The organism is Vibrio sp. 970 (assembly GCF_033339075.1).
Genome location: NZ_JAWOTW010000458.1, coordinates 1 through 632 on the forward strand (window position 1 = coordinate 1; position 632 = coordinate 632).

Sequence of the window (632 nt, forward strand, 5' to 3'; positions counted from 1 at the left end):
GAAAGCACGACAGCGGTGCAACCTGCTCCAATACCCTCTTGAGAAAAATCGGGTAGCCAGTCAGAGACATGACTAAGGGCGAAATGAGACACACCCGCATTGGTATATGTCCAGTCACCACCCAAGCCAATGATCAGCAAAATTGGGAAAATGAGCCCTAGAGTGCCAAACACGTTTGTGATCATCGATGACAAACGTAAGCCGAATATATTTACCAATGTTAGCGCCCAAAAAATCACATTAATCATGATTAACATGAAAATATTATTCTGCGCCAGTTCAGGGAAAAATGGGTAGGCACCTGTAGCGACAATGAAAGAGATCAGCGGCGGGTAATAAACGATATTTTCCGCATATTGATACCAAACGGTCGCAAAGCCGAAGTTAGGTCCAATCGTTTCTTTTCCCCAAAGATAGACACCACCCTGTTGAGGGTAAGTCGTGCTTAGCTCGGCACACACTAAAGCCGTGGGAACGAAAAAGCATAAACCAGCAAGTAAAAAGAAAGAGATGGCATGACTACCAAATAAGGCGGCACCCGGTATGTTTCTGATGCTATCAACGGATGTAACCGTAATCATGATCACAGAGAAAACACTGAGTTTAACAGCGGACTTGGCGATATTGCTCAT

1 protein-coding gene is annotated in these 632 nt (G+C 44.6%); it reads right to left on the bottom strand.

The window, feature by feature from the left end; translation table 11 throughout:
- On the bottom strand, positions 1-632 hold a 632-nt coding region (locus R7Q11_RS27280; protein ID WP_225467121.1), incomplete at its 3' end, for an amino acid permease.